We start from the raw sequence: 15645 nt of genomic DNA on the forward strand, positions 1-15645 counted from the left end.
GAGATAATCATGAAATCGGGATTGACTCGCGCAATGGAGCAAAATCGTAAACATCGTGTCTTAAAACTATTACTGCCTTTACTGGCCATTACTCTGGTTTTTGCGTTTGGCCCGCATGTCGGAGTTAGTTATGCCCAACCAGGTGATCAGGCAGCTCCTGTCCCTGTGCAGACAACTAGCGATCCTGCGGACACTGTGGCATCAGATCCAGCCGATGCTCCTGCGTCCGCAACTGGTGAAAACCCCGATCCTGTGGATCCTGCGCCGCAAGCTGCCCCCGCGCAAGAACCGGGTGGTTCCGAGCCTGGAGAGGCTCCAGAGGCGGGTTTTCCCCTCACTAAGTTCCTAACTGAGGACGCAAAACTGTTCTACGGGGGCGCAGAGCTGACAAAAAACGCCGACGGGAAATATGTCGTCCACCCGGATACTCCTTACCAGTTGAAATTAGGGTTCGCCGAGAAACCTGGTGGCGAATGGCAAATACCTAGCAATACTGAACTCGTCTACGAATTGCCGGCTACCTTGCAGGCTTTCCCTATCGAAAAACCGATTGACTTCTCCATCGTTGCTCAAGGTGAAACCGTCATCGGCAATAGCTACTGGGTAACGAAAGACAATAAGATCCATGTAAAGCTGGCTGATCATGAGAAGTTAACTGAATCCCAGCAGGCACAGTTTTATGTCACTTTGGATGTGAAGTTTGCAAAAGATGCCACCAAGATTGAACTGAATGATGGCATCCACATGGATGTACTGATTTCAAATGATCCCGATTTGTCTATCACTAAGAGTGCCCGACATGATTTTTCTGCCGGTAAAGTGTTCTACACCCTGACGGTTACCTCAATCGATACTAACGAAAATGTAGTGGTCTCTGACCAGATTCAAGGTGACGACACCGCACTGCACCTAGATGAAAATCCGAAGGCTTTCAAGATTAAGTCCACGAATAAGAAAGCGCCCAAACCTGGGGAATTAAAGATTGAAAATAATGGGTTTAGGCTGACTATCCCCAAGATGACTCATGGGGAGAAGGTTACGATCGAGTACTCCGCCAGCGTTGATTACTCAAAGATTAACCCCGACGAGGCGGGAACCGCAGCTCAAACCGAGAATAAAGCCAATGTGCTTTCTGACCAGATTCCTGCCCCCAAAGAAACCACTAATAACCTGGAGCATAAGTTAAAGATTGGTACTATCACCAAGAATGCTGGCTCCGCCGAAGAAACAGCTCCTAAGTCGGGAATCTACCAGCAGTCCTGGACCCTTAACGTAAATAAATACTCGAAGCTGAACGTAGCTGGCAATACCGTCAAAGACTCCATTCCTGAAGGGTTCCGCGAAATGATGAAGTATTCCGGAGACGGTATCAAGATCGTGGTGAACAAGGGGAAAGAGGACGCAGAGGGAAACTCTATCGAGAAAACCCGCGAGATTAAATGGGCAGACGTTGGCATCACCGATTTGGATACACAGTTCGAGTGGTCGTATGTGTTGCCCGGTACTGAAACTGACCCAGAAAACTCTAGTTACGAAATCACCTACACCACTGAAGTTGATGTCAATAAACAGATCGTGCCGACTTCGGTGAAGAACGGTGCTTCCAGCACTACCCCTCAAAACCCGAATGGTCCAGAGGAAGTCGTTGCGCCCACCATTAGGCTTACCCCTCCGCACGTCTTTAACGTTCAAAAGAAAGCTCTCTCCACTGATGCAGATGAGGTCACTTGGGAAGTAGCTGTCAATGTGGTGCCGCAAGGCTATGACTCCCTAGTATTGACGGATACTCTGCCTGCGGCCAAGAGTGGAGATAAATCTTTCCAGGACACGTTGAAAAAAGGCACCAAAGTCACGGTTGAAGGCTTGCTCGACGGTGAAAGCTGGACGTTCGCGAAAGATGAAAAGAACCCCGACAGCGGATTTAGCATCACTTTCTACCAGGACGAGGGAAAGACCAGACCTGGTCTAAAGCCCAACCCCGACACTGATGAAGCGGGCAATCCCGTTGAGCGCACGGTAAAACTTACTTTTACTACCACCAATGACCAGGAGTGGGTAAAAGCCTACCGTGATGGTGACGAGAGCCTCTATCGGCACGTCAACCGGGTGAAAGCCACTGCCAATGGTAAAGACCGTACCGCCTCGGCGTCGGCTACCCCGGATCCCGAGGGGATCCACAAAACCTTCGACGGCATTAAATTCAAGGAAATCGGTGGGGTCGACTATCCGGTATTCAACTACCGGCTACGCCTGGAAGGGTTAGATCAGTACAAAGGGGACGCTTTCAAGATTACTGACCAGTTTGATGCTCAGCAGTTAAAGCTGGCGAACGACCCGAAGCCCAATTTGTCCGGGGTAGAGACTCTTAGCATTCACCAGCAAGCTGGCGAGATTATCTTCGAGATGGAAACCGCTAAATTGCCGAAGGATTCGGATGGCAAAGTGAAATCAGTCTACTACTTGGATTACTCACTAATTCCGGTTAGTAGGGATGCGCTGGATGCCATCAATAAGAACCCCGAAGGTTTAAAGGTGAGCAATACTGCCACCTGGGGACCGGTGACCACGAAAGCAGTGGATGCCGAATATCGGTACGGCCCGCTCACCAAAGAGCTGACTGATAAGCCTACCAGCAGTAATAATTACGAGGCTACTTTCAAGGTCACTATTAACCCCGGGGCACTAGATATTGCTGGTGGGGCGCCGACTGCGAACTTTAAAGACCAGATGACCAATCTGCGTCTGCAGCCGGAAACCTTAGAGATGACCCCGAAGGACTTCGACTATCATCCGGTCTATAAGGACGGGGTGCTCACTATGAAAGTTCCCAATAAACGGAAAGTAGTGGTCACCTACAAAGCGAAAGTAATCGGGACAGACCTGGTCAACTACGGTAACGAGGTTGAGGTAGGGAAGGAACAGTCCAAGGTCGAGGGATCCGTAGCCGTACGGATGGCTGCGGGCGGTAGCGCCCCCAACCCGGGAATCACTATTCACAAGCATGATTCGCGTGATCTGACTACTCAGCTGGAAGGTGCCGAGTTTGAGCTTTACCAGATTATCGATGGCGAGCCGCAACCGGTAGTTGGTAAACTTAGTGCTGACCAGGAAAAAGCGGAGCCCTTAAGGTTCACTACCGATAAGAATGGGGAAGTCACCATCAAGGGTGACCAGGGTAAACTCGGATGGTCGCTGCTGGTTAGCAATCAGAAAGATCAATATGAGTACCAGCTGAAAGAAGTGAAATCTCCTGAAGGCTACCAGCTGCTAGAAGAACCGCTTAGCTTTACTATTTGGGAAAATCCGGCAGATGAAAATCAGCAATATGACGGCGCTTACCTGTACGTGGCTAACGAGCCAAAACCGGGTACCGATATTCCGGACAATCCCGACAAACATGGTCAGCCTGACCAATCGGGTAAGTCAGGTAACGTGCAGCAGAAGCTAGAAAAGACCGGTGCACAAGTTAGCGTGGCGCTCGGGGCAATGCTGGTCTGCCTGGCCGGCGGATACCTGATCCTACGTTGCCGCGAACAGCGGTAATACTGTCTCAGACACGGGGCGGTAAAAGCGCGCCGTGTCTCTGGTCTACGCGGGGAATATATTTTTCCTCCCGCCCAAGAAATCGGGGAGAGACTAGATCTCTCCCCGATTTCTTATGCCCACCGCGCCCACTCAGATAAAATATATCCCCCGCGCAGGTCTGTCTCGGAGCGGTAAAAGATGCGAGAGACACGCAGGTAGTCACTACTTTCCGAATCGGAAACCTACCTATTTAACCCGCAACTGTAACTCCCTTTCCTCGCTCTCGCGAGGAAACGGGGTCCCCCGAGCGCTTTTACCGCCCCGAGACCGCACAGGTTGCGTCTGGTATCTCCCGCGCGTAGAGAGAGCGATAAGAATTTTAGTACCCCAATTTTTCTAGGGGTGGGATTTTCCGCAGGAGCAGGGCGAACACCACGACCAGAGCGATCAGGGCGGCGGTGAGGGCGACTAAACCTGACCAACCCCAGTGGTACCAGGCGATCCCTCCTATGGTTCCGAAACAGGAGCCACCCAGGTAGTAAGAAATGGAATAGGCGGAGGCCGCTTGCCCGGCAGCCCCCACTCCGGCCACGGCGCGGGCAGTTACCCATCCGGAGGCGGTCGCGTGGACTGCGAAGAATCCGATAGCGAAAACTATTAGCGCGGGAATCACGATCCACAATGTCTCAAAAATCGTGAGTAACAGCCCGATTAAGGTCAGTAGCGCGGCGAAAGGCATTACCCGCCGTCTGCCGTAGCGGGCAACGAGGTTGCCGCTCACCGACGCGGCCAGGGAACCGAAGGCGTTGACTAGGAAGAACCCGGAGACGATCCAGGTGGGGAAGAGGTAGGGGGCAGCGCTGAACCGGTAGGGCACCATATTGAAAACCGCCTGGTAGGCTCCCAGAGTCAAGGCGCCAATTAGAAATAACAAGGCTAATCCCGGCTCGGTCAACACCGCTTTGGTGTGGGCAACTAGAGTTTTTATACCTGGGGGAGACTTGTGGAAGTTTTCTTGGGGAGGCAACAGCCGCCAGACCAACAGCGAAAATAAAATTCCGGCCACTCCAATCACGGTTAACACCCAATGCCAAGGCAGGAAATGGGAGATGACCCCGCTGAGGATCCGCCCGAAAAGACCGCCTAGTCCGGTGCCAGCGATATAAACTCCGGCTGCCCGGGGTAAATCCCGGGCGCGTACTTCCTCGGCCAGGTAGGCGGTCGCCACGGCAGGTAGACCTGCCGCCGCTATACCTTGCAGGAATCGCCCGGCAAGCAGCAGGTGCCAGCTGGGTGCAAACCCGAGCGCCATGCCCACCAGAGAGGTTACAAAAATCGAGGTGAGGATGATCGGGCGGCGCCCTAGTCGCTCGGAGGAGGGACCGACCAGGAATAAGGCAAGCGCTAAGCCTGCGGTGGTTAGGGAAACCGTTAGGGACGCAGCCGAAGGATCTAGGTGAAAATGCTCCGAGATTTCCGGCAGTAACACCTGGGTTTCGTACATTTGCGCGAAACTGACGAATGCCGCAATAAATAGCGCGAGTTCGATGCGGCGATATTCGGGATCTCCCCGGCGGTAGCCGCTAATGTTGCTCGATTCTGCAGCCATAGCGGCAGTTTACGCCCTAAGCGCGATTACCTTAAATAGCTTTCCGAATCTAAGCGTTCGGTTAGCGGTTGTTTGCACGTCGGCGCATCATGACTACTCCGCTCGCTAGTGCCAAGATCCCTAGTGCCAAGGCGGCGCTGATTTCAGAGCCGGTAGGTGGCAGCGGAGGAGTCTTAGCGCTCGGAGGTGGAGGAGTATTTCCTGTCGATGGAGGAGTCTTTTCTGGCGGAGGCGGGGTGGTAGTGGTAGGGGGAGTAGTTTGCGATGGAGGCGGGGGAGTGATATCAGCGGGCGGAACCGTACACTTGTTAGTAATCAAGAACCCTCCGCTAGCATCTCCCATAATTTCACTGCGGTATCCCTTAATCTCTACCTCGGAAATGGTGTATTCAGCGAGTTTACCGTCAATATACTTCGGTAGATCGGTGAACTTACCTTCCCAAGAGTTATCGGCATTTAACAGCAGTTTCTTCCCGGTATCTTGCCCATTTGCCAGTAGCTTCACCTCAATTTGGGAGGCATCTGGACAAGTCTTGTGGGGATTAGACCATTTCTTGGTTACTTCCACCTCGGTGGTCATCTTGTTGACTACCGAAATTGTGTAGGTCTTGTTGGCTTCATCTTTGGACTCATCGGTTACCGCTAGCTGGTAGCCATCTAGCTGTTTGCCGTTTTCGTCATGTTCTCTGAAAGTGATCGGCAGTTTCTTCCCGGTCTTCGCGTCGATGAGGGTATCGGGATCGGGGAAGTTCTCGACTGCGGCTGTCCAGTTGTTTTCTTCGCTCAGTTCTACCTGGTCAACCTGGAAACCGCCAACCAGAATATCAAGGTTGATCTTCGTGGGACGCTGCTCCGGGTCATCGCCTTCCCAAGACTTCTTTACCTGGAGCTTCCATCTGTCGGGGCTGCCGAAAGTGAGCATGCCATTGTTGGCAATACCTCCCCCACTGATGCCTACACCAGTAGCAGCATTATTTTCGATCACTACTCGGGCGAGTTTCTCAGCGAGTTTCTTAGAGTCCTCACTGAGAACCGACTTGAAAGCTTTGTTTTCATTGATTTCGGTGTCGTAGGGGATCAGCTTGTTTTCGCCGCCATCTTTATAGCGAGGCTCTCGTGGAGGATCCCAGTTAGAATGGATGCTGTAGATGGAGCCGTCCTGATACCAGAGGCGCTGTCCGCCACCCAGTACCCGTGGACTAACGGAAACTGGTTTTCCGCCATCGAAATCGGTGCCGGACTTATGCTTGGTTATACTTGCAAAATCATCACCGGCACCCTTGTATTCCTTGTTTTTCCCCGCATCTGGGGCAGTGTTATCGAAAATAGCTGCACCCTTGGTGATGTTTAGGTGGGTTTGGCCAGTAGGACAGTTCCAGACCCCACCGCCTTGAATACTAACCGTATGATTCCCGGCTTGAACCAGTCGCCAGTCTCTAAAGGAATTATTTCGAATCAGCGCATCATTAATGGTCAAAGAAGAGAAAGTGTCGTTGTAGATAGCCCCGCCACCCCAGAATCCTGAGGATTTATTATTAGCAAAATAGGCAGAAGTGATAACGGTTTTTGCGCCGTTCTTGTCCTCCTTTGTTCCCCCAGATAGGCTAAGCGCCCCGCCGGAGGAGCCTGCAGTATTTCCGGTGAAGGAGCCACCATCAATTTTTACGGTGCCGCCTACAACGTTAATAGCTCCACCCCAGGCTAAACATTCATTTTCAGTGAAGTTTCCACCGGTAATATGCAAATCGCTATTAATAATCTTTATGGCACCGCCGCCCTTGTCGCTACCGAGATTGCCTTTGAAAGTGCCACCAGAAATCTTGGTATTGACTTTATTTAGAAAGAGGGCTCCGCCTGCGCCGCCATATTCGGATCTCTTATTGCCTTGTAAGGTGCCGTTACTAATGTCTAGGGAACCATTTTCCATAACCATGGCGCCGCCGTACTCGGTGGAGTTGCCGTGAATACTTCCGCCGGAGATGTCTACGTTGGTGTATGCGGTAAAAACTGCACCGCCATATCCGTTAAATCTGGAATGCTGCACGCTGTTTTCAAAGATTTCTCCGTCCTTGATGTTTAGGGAGGCAGGTTTTTCTTTACTGCCCCAAATTCCCAGCGCGCCACCTTTAAGGACACCTTGGTTACCTTTAATAGTCCCGCCATTTAGCGATACTGTCCCGTTATAGACGGTGATGGGGGCGAGTTTTTGGATATCGACACCTTCGGGAGTGGCAGCGCTAGCTACCTTTTTCTCTGGCGTGAGGTTATTGGAAAAGTCAGCCGTGCCACTCATGGTGAAAGTGCCACCATTAACAAAGATGACCGCGCCGGCAGGATCGGAATCGTGAATAGAACCGGCGCTAAAGTTTAGGTCACCGTTTACCGTGAACTGCGTTTTGGTGAAGGAGGGACCCATAAGGTTCAGTTTTCCACCGGATTTAACTTCCACTGCCGGTAAGTTAGAGCCGGTAACTGTGCCCGGCCCCTTAAGAGTTAGCTCTGCGCCCTCGGAAACCACCAGTGGTTTTGCCTGTTCATCCAAGGTGAGCTTCCCGGTGATCGTCAGCTCATGCTGTCCGGAGGTGAGGGAATTGGCTTTAGCTACCAGGTCGTCCCAGGTGGTTACGCCCTCTGCCGCAGCCGGATTGGTTGACCCCAGCGCCACAATCACCGCGAGGGTGGCGAGAGTGGCTAGGAACTGAAAAACGGAGGAAACCTTTTTCTTTATTAGCATATTTTCATTTTATGTTAATGCGGAGTGGTGTGCAACCGCTACGGTTTCCTTGCGCACGCAAATCAATCCGCTGTGGTGGGGGATATTAGAGGACGGTAAAGGTAGTTGTTGATTCCGCATAGCTTCGCGCGTCTTTGACCAAGCAATTCACGTTTTTTAGTTACGAGGGCGTGTTGCTCAGTTGTGCGAGCAAGTGCCTAAAACGCCCTATCTTTATTTCCGTGCTGACCAGGAGCTACCTTGAAAAGGCAGAGATGCTTGCTGAGAGAAAACCGCTGTGAAACAATAACCACCGGTGGGGTTAATGCGCAGCAAGCAGGAATGCCGACAGGTAAAAATGTCAAGAAAAACTACCGGTAAGCGCCTTATTTGGCAGGCGGTTATTGTCCTCGAAATAGTTGCAATTGCCCTTTGTCTTGTTTGGGGAGTGAAAACGCTTAATGCTTGGCTTGAAAGTCACGAGCGCGATAAAGCCACTAGTGCGCAGATGGAGCAGCAAAGCCGGGCGATTGCGGCTGCCCTCAGCCGAAAAGACCAGGCAGAGACAGCCAAATTGGTGGGTCGCGTTGAAACCGCGAATTCCCTGATAAAACAGACAGAGGGGCAACAAGTAACGTTGCCTAAAAGAGCGGTAAATAACGAAAGTGGAGCTCAATACCTGGTTACTTTCCAAACCAGCGGAGGGCAGAAAATCTATCTGCGGTTAAGGTGTACGAAAAACCTAAGCTGCACCGGAAGTATCCCCTAGAAGTCAAACCATAGCTGTGGATAACTTTTTAAAACAGTCGAAAGTGGGGGTAGGTTTAGTAGAGTGATTAATTGCTGATAATCTGCAGGTTGTTCCCCATCTGCGTGCCATATCCAGGTCTGTCGCGGGGAACCTTCGATCTAGTGAAGAGGACGAGCTTGTGGCTGGAGTGCGGGGAAGAAAAGGGAGGATGGGCAGATCCTCGCGTCCTAACCGGGGGAAAACTGGCAGTTTTGTAAATAGTAGCGGGCGGCAACAAAACGCCGGAGTTACTGGGTATTCTGCCCTCCAGCACCGGAAACAAAACAATCTCAAACTACGGGGACGCTTGCGAAAAGCTGCAATCGCCACACTAGCAGCCCTAAGCATGGTAATCGTTTACCTGGCTTGGCAGCACCCCGGCATTACTCGGGCGCAGGTGGATCTAAATGATGGCGGAATTTGGGTAACCAATCAATCTCAGCATCTAGTGGGACACCTTAATTTTCCGGCGCGCACCCTGGATGGGGCGGTGCGATCCAAAGCGGGAGATTTTGACGTCACTCAGGCGGGCGAGAATGTAAATTTCCAGAACCAGGCCGCCAGCGAAGTCGCCAAAATTGACCCTAAGAAGGTGCGCCTGGAGACTTCCTCTTCCCTGGAGAAAGGTGAGCAGATAGCCCAATCGGGGACAAACTTGGCGATCCTAGACCCGGAAGCCGGCCTACTTTGGAGCGGAGAAGACCTATTATCTCAAGAGCGCACTCGAGCTAACGCTACGGTGCGTTCCCTGTGGGGAGCCCAATTAGCAGGAGGGGACACCGGAGCATTCTTCCTGGCCTCACCGACTTCCAAAGAGCTAATTACCGTGACCAAAGAGGGAGAACTTTGGAAAGATGAACGGGTAGAATTATCGCAAATCCCGGTTAATGCCCAGCTGCAAGTGGCGGGAATCGGCAAGCAAGCGGTCGCCCTCGATAGTTCCCAAGGGGTACTGTTCCTGCCCAGTGGAAAAAGAATAAAAGTGGCCGGTTCTCAGTTGGCGCTGCAAGAATCCGGGCCGGCAAAACCCTACGCGCTGCTGGCAGACCAAGACAAATTGATAAAAGTGGATTTGAATAGCGGATCCACCCGGGAGATTCCTTCCGGGTCGAGCGCGGGCAAACCGGCCAGGCCAGCAGTAAAAGCCCAATGTGTGTATGGAGCCTGGGCAGGGAGCGGCAAATTTGTGCGTGAATGCGCTGGAAAGGTTTATCGCCCCACCCAAGAACTCGCGCGCCTAAAAACCGCCAAGACCCCGGTATTTCGCAAGAACCGCGACTTGGTGGTGCTTAATGACACCACTGATGGGGCAATATGGTTAGCTGATAAAAACATGGAACTGGTGGATAACTGGGACGAGATCTCCACCATGTTGAAAAAAGAGGAAGAACGAGAAGATTCTCCCCAGATAACCGAACAGATAGCGCAAAAAGATCGGCAAAAAGAAAACACCCCGCCGGTGGCTCGCGATGACGTGTTCGGGGCTCGGCCAGGAAAAATAACTACGTTACCGGTGCTGGAGAATGATTCCGATACTGATGGAGATTTACTAACCGCTGAAGTACTAGGCCCAGTCAGCCAAGGTGAAGTAAAACCCGTACGCGCAGGTGCAGCATTACGCATAGAACTGCCCGCCGCTGCCTCCGGAGTCATTAAATTTACCTACCAGACAAAGGATGGCCGCGGCGGTGTCGATACCGCCAATGTGACCGTGAATGTCACCCCGGAACCACAAAATTCCGCGCCAGTACAAAAACGGGTACCCACGGTAGTGGTCGAATCTGGAAAGCAAATTGAGTACAACGCGCTCCCGGTATTTTCGGATCCCGATGGAGATCCGGTGTTTTTATCGGGTGCTTCCTCTAACGGCTACAACCAGGTGGAATATCGTCAAGAAGGCACCTTGGTGATCCGTAACCAGGCCAGTGGAGTTGGGAAAAAAGAAGTAAAAGTACTGGTCTCCGATGGGCGACAAGAAATATCAGGGCGCGTGATTGTGGATGTGCGTGCCGCTGGAAACGTGCCTCCGGAAGCTAACGGAGATATCGCGTTCGCTAGAGCCGGAACCACTATCACTATTCGTCCCCTGGCAAATGATACCGATGCCAATGGTGATCCTTTGACCCTGGCGGGGGTAAATATTGAACGTACCGGACCGCTGGTCACCCCGGATTTGGCGGGAGGGACTCTCTCCTTCCGTTCAGATCAAGAAGGGATCTATTACTTGACCTATACGGTCTCTGACGGGCCAGCCACTGCCACCGGAGTTATCAGAGTTGATGTTACTGCTTCTGGAAAACGCGGAAAACCGGTGGTAGAAGATGATATGGCGGTACTGCCGGTAGGCGGGCAGGTATTAACCGATGTGCTCGCCAACGATTCCGATCCAGCGGGGGAAGTGCTGGTAACCCAGGCGGTTACCGTGGGCGCGTCCTCACCCCTGCGGGCAACCGTGATGGATCATTCGCTGTTGAATATCACGGCGCCCCGCGGAATCACTAAAGCCGAAACCTTGAAATACCAGGTGTCAAATGGGCACGAGAGCGCCGAAGGGGTAGTTACGGTTATTCCGGTAACCACTCAATCGGCAACTACGCCCCCCACCGCAAAACCAGATGAGGCCAAAGGACGAGTAGGGGATGTGGCCACCGTAGATGTGCTGGCAAATGACCATTCCCCGGTGGGTTTGACCCTGAAAGTGGACTCGAAACTAACCACCTCCACTCCACCGGAAGCCGGGAAGTTCTTTGTAACCGGAAATCAAGTACGTTTCCTGGCTAAAAAAGCTGGAAAATATGACGCCACCTATACGGTGAGGGACACTAACCAAAACCAAGCTAGTGCGCGGGTCAGTGTAGAAATAAAACCGGCAAATGCTTCCGATAATTCTGCTCCCGAACCGCGAGTAGTCACCGGGCGGGCAATTTCGGGGCAAGCCACCCGGATTCCAGTAGATCTGACCAATATCGATCCCGACGGAGATTCAGTATCCCTAGTGGGGATTGCCGATGCCCCCAAGATGGGGATAGTTGATATTGGCTCCAGTTGGCTCAACTATCAGCCAATATCAGGAAAAATTGGAACCGATACTTTTACCTATATCGTCGAAGATCGCTTTGGTAAGCAAGGAACCGCGCGGGTGCAGGTAGGGGTAGCTCCCGCTGCCAGTCTTAACCAAAATCCACAGGCTAACCCGGATCAGGTGCGAGTGCGGCCGGACCGCCCTCTAGCGGTGGCAGTGACTGCTAACGATACCGACCCTGATGGTGACGGGGTTAGCTTGATTGCCGAATCGCTACAAAGTCCGGGGGATAGTTTGCAAGTGGCTGCCCGCGAAAACGCGGTAGTGCTCAACACCCCCAAGAAAGCTGATTCGTACGGGATTGAGTATTCTATCGATGATGGACGCGGCGGACAGGATACCTCTATTGCTACCGTGCAAGTAGACCCCTTTGCCCCTTTGCAAGCCCCCGAGGCCGCCGATGACCTGGTAAGCGCGAAAGAAGCGGGAAGAAAAGTGGGCGAGCCTATCGAAGTGGACGTCCTCGCCAATGATGTTGACCCTGATGGGGATGGAGCGGCGTTGACGGTTAGTTGTCAGCAAAATGGAGTAACCGTCAAGGGTAAAAAGCTAGTGATTCCCGCGCCCTCGCAGCGCCAATTGGTGCTCTATACTGTTACCGACCAGGACGGGTTAAGCGCTAACGCCATAGTTAATGTCCCTGGAGTTTCCGAACAAAAACCCTATATCGACCCCGATACTATCCCTATAAAAGCTAAATCCGGCGAGACCTTGACCGTTGATTTGACTTCTTATGTGATTACTCGCAAGGCACGCACCCCGCATATTCATTCCGCCAAAGCCATTACCCTGGGTGCCGGGTTTGCAGGCGGAGTCAAAATGTCCGGAGATGATTCCTTCCAAGTAAGTATTAACCCTGTGTTTTTCGGGAAAACCTCGCTGGTAATGCTGGTCAGCGACGGTAAAACTAACGATTCCTCCGCCCTGAGTGCCTCTTTAACGCTGCCTATCGAGGTGAAACCCTCCAGTAATCGCCCGCCAGTTTTTACCCCTACACGCATAGAAGTAGCTGCTGGTGAAGACGCGGTTAATGTCAATTTGGCGGATATGGTTAGCGATGAAGATGGGGACGACCCCGCAAAAATGCGCTACCGCCTGGGAGCGCTTCCTGCAGGTATTCAGGCCTCGTTGAGGGGCAGCCAGCTTTCCGTTTCGGCCGAAGCTGGTAAAGCTAAGGGAGATGCCGGCTATATCGAAGTCACGGTAGAGGACAGCTCTGGGCCTACCATCGGGAAAATCCCGGTGCGAGTGGTCAGCTCCACTCGTCCCTTGATCCAGGTAACCGCGATTGATTTAGAGGGCGAATCCGGCAAGAGCGTCAACATTGACTTAAGTCGCTACGCTACGAACCCGTATCCCGGAAAACCTTTGAAAACCGTAGGCTCACCTAGCATTGTGCAAGGAGCCGGACAGGCGTCAGCCTCCGGAACCCACCTGGAAGTAACCCCGGCAGCAAGTTTTAAAGGTGACTTGGCGGTTTCCTTTACTCTGCAAGATGCCAGTGGCGATCCAGATCGCCAAGTAACCGGTACCGCCCGGATTCGGGTTCTGTCTGTGCCCGATGCTCCTACGGCAGTCAGCGCCACCATCAGCGAATCCACTACCGCCACCATTAGCTGGATCGCCCCTGCCGCTAACGGCACTCCTATTACTAGTTACAAAGTTACCGATTCGGTTTCTGGGAAAACGGTTACTTCCCGGGCAACGCTGGTAGATTTTCCGGGCTTGGAACCAGGGAAATCTCATAGCTTTACCGTAGTGGCCACTAACCGGGTGGGAGATTCTAAGCCTTCGGGGGCTTCCCCGCCGATAGAGGTAGAGGTTACTCCCGGTGCCCCCGGCAATCCGAGTGGCACCATCGGTAGTGCAGCTGGAACCGCGACCCTTACTTGGGAGGCACCCAGTACAAACGGGGGTTCTCCTATAGACCACTATGTGGTGACTATAGATGGTGGCGGTGCTCGGGAAGTTAAAGACACCAAGCTAGAGGTTAAAGACCTGCCTGGCGGAGAACATAATTTCACCGTCATCGCGGTCAATACCAAGGCGGGGCCGGCGGCTACTGGCCGATTCGAAACTTTCGCTTCCTTCAACGAAAGTACAGTTAGCGCTACTTTAGAGCGCGCGGGATCTAAACTGGCCAGAGTATATTTGCAGGGGGCGGATGCCCCTGTCGGAGATGACGGAAGCTGTAGACCCACCAGGGTAGCGGGAAACCCAGTAGCAGACGATGGAACTTTCTATTTCACTGACCCGCGGGCACGAACTGGTCTGAAAGTCGAATACACCTGCAATTTTAGATATAACAAAGGTGCCTACAAGCCGCTAAGTGCAAATCTCGGAGCACAAAAGAGTCCCCAAATCACCAATATGAGAGAGCTGGAAAGCAGCAGAACACAGACCGGAACGGTAATACAAGTAGACGTTTCCGGCTTGGATACCTGGGATAGCAGCTCCTTGGAGCTGTCGGTATCGGGGAAAGAATCAGGAGGATCAGCTCTCGCAGACTACCAGTATCAAACCCAGATGATTGCGGGATCGGGATGGGTGATTAAGCTCAAAGAATTGCAACCCGGGCAGAGCTGGATAATAACGGCAGATCTGAAGCTAATTCCGGAAGGAACTCGGCTGAGTAGAAACAACGTGGAGGTTTCGACCCTGCAGGTTACCCCCGATCCCGGTAGCGAAAACCCCGGTGATAATGAGCCGATAGAGTCGGTGTCCTACCTGCAAAATTGGTATCAGCTGACCCCGTTGATGCCGGTTTCAAAGCCACTCTGGCCGCACCTGACACCCCTAATAGAGCTGCCGGTATTCCCAACCACCGGTGACGATTGCTGGCGGTATGCAGATTCCCAGTTTCCGCTACACGCCCTCGGGGACAATAAATACCTAAAAACTAGTCTTAACGGGCAAGATTTACCTGCCCGGCAAACCGAAAAGGAGCTCGCAATATGATCCTGAAACAGGCTGAAGCCGCTGAGTTTGCTACCCGTTTCGCGCAGATAGCCGAAAATGTTGATCAGGCGATACTCGGTAAAGGGCACCAGGTGCGCCTAGTGTTAGCAGCTTTCCTAGCAGGCGGACATGTGCTGCTAGAGGACGCGCCCGGAACTGGTAAAACCGCCCTGGCGCGCGCCCTCGCCGCTTCTGTCGATGCTACCCATTCTCGTATCCAGTTCACTCCCGATATGTTGCCCACTGATATAACCGGGGTAACCGTCTATGACCAGGAAACTAAAGAATGGGATTTTCATGCCGGGCCGATTTTCGCCAATATCGTCCTCGCAGACGAAATCAACCGTGCCAGTCCCAAAACTCAATCTGCCTTGCTAGAAGTGATGGAAGAGCGGCAAGTCAGCGTAGATGGAGTGGTGCACCCGGTGGAATCGCCATTCCTGGTGATCGCCACCCAAAACCCGGTAGAGCAGGCGGGCACCTACAAGCTTCCCGAAGCGCAGCTAGACCGCTTCCTGATTAAGATTTCCTTAGGCTATCCCGACCAGGAAACCGCGATCAAAATCCTTTCCGGTGCGGCTCAGCCGGATCTATCTAAAGATCTAAAACCGGTAGTTGAATCTGAGGAAATCGCTACCTGGGAACAGCTAGGACTGCGAAATTACGTAGATGGGCAGATTACCCGGTATGTGCAGCAACTCGCGGAAGCTACCCGTTTGGATGATGCGGTGAATTTGGGGGTTTCGACCCGGGCGACAATCGGGATGATGCGGATGGCCAAAGTGTGGGCCGCTTCCCAAGGACGCCACTATGTGTTGCCCGATGATATCAAAACGCTGGCAGTACCAGTTTGGGCGCACCGGATTATTATGGACTCCGATGCCCTCTTTGAAGGAGCCACTGCGCAAAGCGTAGTTGCGAGGGCGCTGAACGAGGTACCTGCGCCAGTGGATTCGCAGGCCTAAAAT

The 15645-nt window shown here is 52.7% G+C and carries 6 protein-coding genes; 4 read left to right on the plus strand and 2 right to left on the minus strand.

What is annotated here, in order from left to right; translation table 11 throughout:
- Nucleotides 1-33: 33 nt before the first annotated feature.
- Nucleotides 34-3543: a SpaA isopeptide-forming pilin-related protein gene (locus RDM26_RS02160; protein ID WP_307737415.1), complete on the plus strand. Its 3510-nt coding sequence runs from the start codon at nt 34-36 to the stop codon at nt 3541-3543.
- Between the two features lie 361 nt (nt 3544-3904).
- Here RDM26_RS02160 and RDM26_RS02165 read toward each other — a convergent pair whose 3' ends face one another.
- Together RDM26_RS02165 and RDM26_RS02170 are read right to left on the minus strand one after the other, a co-directional pair.
- Complete coding sequence (locus tag RDM26_RS02165; protein WP_307737416.1) at nt 3905-5134, minus strand: MFS transporter; 1230 nt, start codon at nt 5132-5134, stop codon at nt 3905-3907.
- A gap of 61 nt (nt 5135-5195) precedes the next feature.
- Complete coding sequence (locus RDM26_RS02170) at nt 5196-7868, minus strand: Cna B-type domain-containing protein (RefSeq protein ID WP_307737417.1); 2673 nt, start codon at nt 7866-7868, stop codon at nt 5196-5198.
- A 304-nt stretch (nt 7869-8172) separates the two neighbouring features.
- On the opposite strand from RDM26_RS02170, the gene RDM26_RS02175 reads away from it, so the two are divergent.
- The 3 genes from RDM26_RS02175 to RDM26_RS02185 all read left to right on the plus strand — a co-directional run bounded on the left by RDM26_RS02175 (nt 8173) and on the right by RDM26_RS02185 (nt 15642).
- Nucleotides 8173-8616 carry a hypothetical protein gene (locus RDM26_RS02175; RefSeq protein WP_307737418.1) on the plus strand — a complete coding sequence of 148 codons (444 nt, stop codon included), beginning with the start codon at nt 8173-8175 and terminating at the stop codon, nt 8614-8616.
- Between the two features lie 190 nt (nt 8617-8806).
- Complete coding sequence (locus tag RDM26_RS02180; protein WP_307737419.1) at nt 8807-14677, plus strand: Ig-like domain-containing protein; 5871 nt, start codon at nt 8807-8809, stop codon at nt 14675-14677.
- Nucleotides 14674-15642 carry an AAA family ATPase gene (locus tag RDM26_RS02185; RefSeq protein ID WP_307737420.1) on the plus strand — a complete coding sequence of 323 codons (969 nt, stop codon included), beginning with the start codon at nt 14674-14676 and terminating at the stop codon, nt 15640-15642. Before RDM26_RS02180 ends, RDM26_RS02185 begins: the two co-directional genes overlap by 4 nt.
- Nucleotides 15643-15645 lie beyond the last annotated feature (3 nt).

This window comes from uncultured Varibaculum sp. (assembly GCF_902489465.1).
Taxonomy (GTDB): Bacteria; Actinomycetota; Actinomycetes; order Actinomycetales; family Actinomycetaceae; genus Varibaculum.

Coding starts and splice junctions, on each gene's coding strand:
- RDM26_RS02160 (WP_307737415.1), top strand. CDS start 34: ATGGAGCAAAATCGTAAACATCGTGTCTTAAAACTATTACTGCCTTTA.
- RDM26_RS02165 (WP_307737416.1), bottom strand. CDS start 5,134: ATGGCTGCAGAATCGAGCAACATTAGCGGCTACCGCCGGGGAGATCCC.
- RDM26_RS02170 (WP_307737417.1), bottom strand. CDS start 7,868: ATGCTAATAAAGAAAAAGGTTTCCTCCGTTTTTCAGTTCCTAGCCACT.
- RDM26_RS02175 (WP_307737418.1), top strand. CDS start 8,173: ATGCGCAGCAAGCAGGAATGCCGACAGGTAAAAATGTCAAGAAAAACT.
- RDM26_RS02180 (WP_307737419.1), top strand. CDS start 8,807: ATGGGCAGATCCTCGCGTCCTAACCGGGGGAAAACTGGCAGTTTTGTA.
- RDM26_RS02185 (WP_307737420.1), top strand. CDS start 14,674: ATGATCCTGAAACAGGCTGAAGCCGCTGAGTTTGCTACCCGTTTCGCG.